The sequence below is a fragment of the Aminobacter sp. P4_H6_2 genome (assembly GCF_056400805.1).
This window is the reverse complement of sequence record NZ_JBFUKO010000905.1, coordinates 1-1,594: the sequence shown is the minus strand read 5'-3', so window position 1 is coordinate 1,594 and position 1,594 is coordinate 1. Positions and strand designations below refer to the sequence as shown.

Here is a 1,594-nt window from a genome sequence, read left to right as displayed (position 1 = left end):
CCAGGGCGATGAAGCCAAAGCCGGTGGCAAGCCCCGACGCGGCGATGCCGACGGCCAAAAGCGCGCCGACGACGATCACCGAGGAGATCGCGTTGGTCACCGCCATCAACGGCGTGTRCAAGGCCGGCGTCACCTGCCAGACAACGTAATAGCCAACGAAGATGGCGAGCACGAAGATGGCGAAGCGGAAGACGAACGGGTCGATCGCTCCACCCGACAGCGCATGTGCCGCACCGCCGGCGGCCTCGGCCGCATTTTGGGCGGTGGCGAGATCCTGGACGCCGAGCCGGACGGCACCAACCGCCTGGTCGAGCTGGTCGAGGGCTTTTTGAAGACCTTCCATCATGCGTCTCCCTGAGATGACTTCTTCGACGTCTTGGGCTGAGCCGGCTTCTTCACGGCAGCCGGTTTGTCGGCTTTGGCTGCGGCCGGTTTTTCAGGCACAGCCTTTTCAGGCGACGCCTTTTCAGGCTTGGCGGGCGCAGCCGCGGCACTGGCGAAGTTCGGGTGCACCACGCGCCCAGCATCGGTCAGCATCGTTGCCTTGACCAGCTCGTCGTCGCGGTTGATGGCGATCTTCTTGCTCGTCTTGTCGACCATGGTCTCGAGGAAGGCGAACAGGTTCTTGGCATAAAGCAGCGAGGCGGACGCCGCGACCCGGCCCGGCACGTTGAGGTGGCCGACGATTTTTACGCCATTGGCGGTGGTGACGACCTTGCCGGGCACAGCACCTTCGACATTGCCGCCGCGTTCGACGGCGAGATCGACAAGCACCGAGCCCGGCTTCATCGAGGCGACCATCTGGGCCGACACCAGCTTCGGCGCCGGACGGCCCGGGATCAAGGCGGTGGTGATGACGATGTCCTGCTTGGCGATGTGCTCGGCGGTGAGCGCCGCCTGCTTGGCCTGGTATTCCTTCGACATCTCCTTGGCGTAGCCGCCGGCGGTCTCGGCTGCCTTGAACTCCTCGTCCTCGACGGCGAGGAATTTGGCGCCGAGCGAGGCGACCTGCTCCTTGACCGCCGGACGCACGTCGGTGGCAGTGACGATCGCGCCCATGCGGCGCGCGGTGGCGATCGCCTGCAGGCCGGCAACGCCGACGCCCATGATGAACACCTTGGCCGCCGGCACGGTGCCGGCCGCCGTCATCATCATCGGCAAGGCGCGGTCATATTCGCCCGCACCGTCGATCACCGCCTGGTAACCGGCAAGGTTTGCCTGCGACGACAAAACGTCCATCACCTGGGCCCGGGTGATGCGCGGCATCAATTCCATGGCGAATGCCGTCACACCCGCCTTGGCCATCGCCGCAAGTGCAGCGTCGTTGCCATAGGGGTCCATAATGGCAAGCACGGCGGCACCTGGCTTGTAGCCCTTGAGCTCGGCTTCATCAGGCCGCCTGACCTTCAGCACGACATCGGCGCGTCCCGCATCGGCAGCCTTGCCGATGACAGCACCGACAGCGGCGAAATCGGCATCGGGAATGCGCGACAAGGTCCCTGCCCCTGTCTCGACAACCACGTCAAAACCAAGCCCCACCAGGCGTTTCACCGTATCCGGCGAAGCCCCAACACGGGTTTCAATCAACTCAAGC

The 1,594-nt window shown here is 64.9% G+C and carries 2 protein-coding genes; both read right to left on the bottom strand.

All coding sequences use genetic code 11. The features are described from left to right. On the bottom strand, positions 1-346 hold a 346-nt coding region (locus tag AC1DUU_RS31510; RefSeq protein WP_476787227.1), incomplete at its 3' end, for a proton-translocating transhydrogenase family protein. Further along, the coding region (locus AC1DUU_RS31505) for a Re/Si-specific NAD(P)(+) transhydrogenase subunit alpha (protein WP_476787226.1) at positions 343-1,594 on the bottom strand (1,252 nt) is incomplete at its 5' end. The genes AC1DUU_RS31510 and AC1DUU_RS31505, both read right to left, overlap by 4 nt.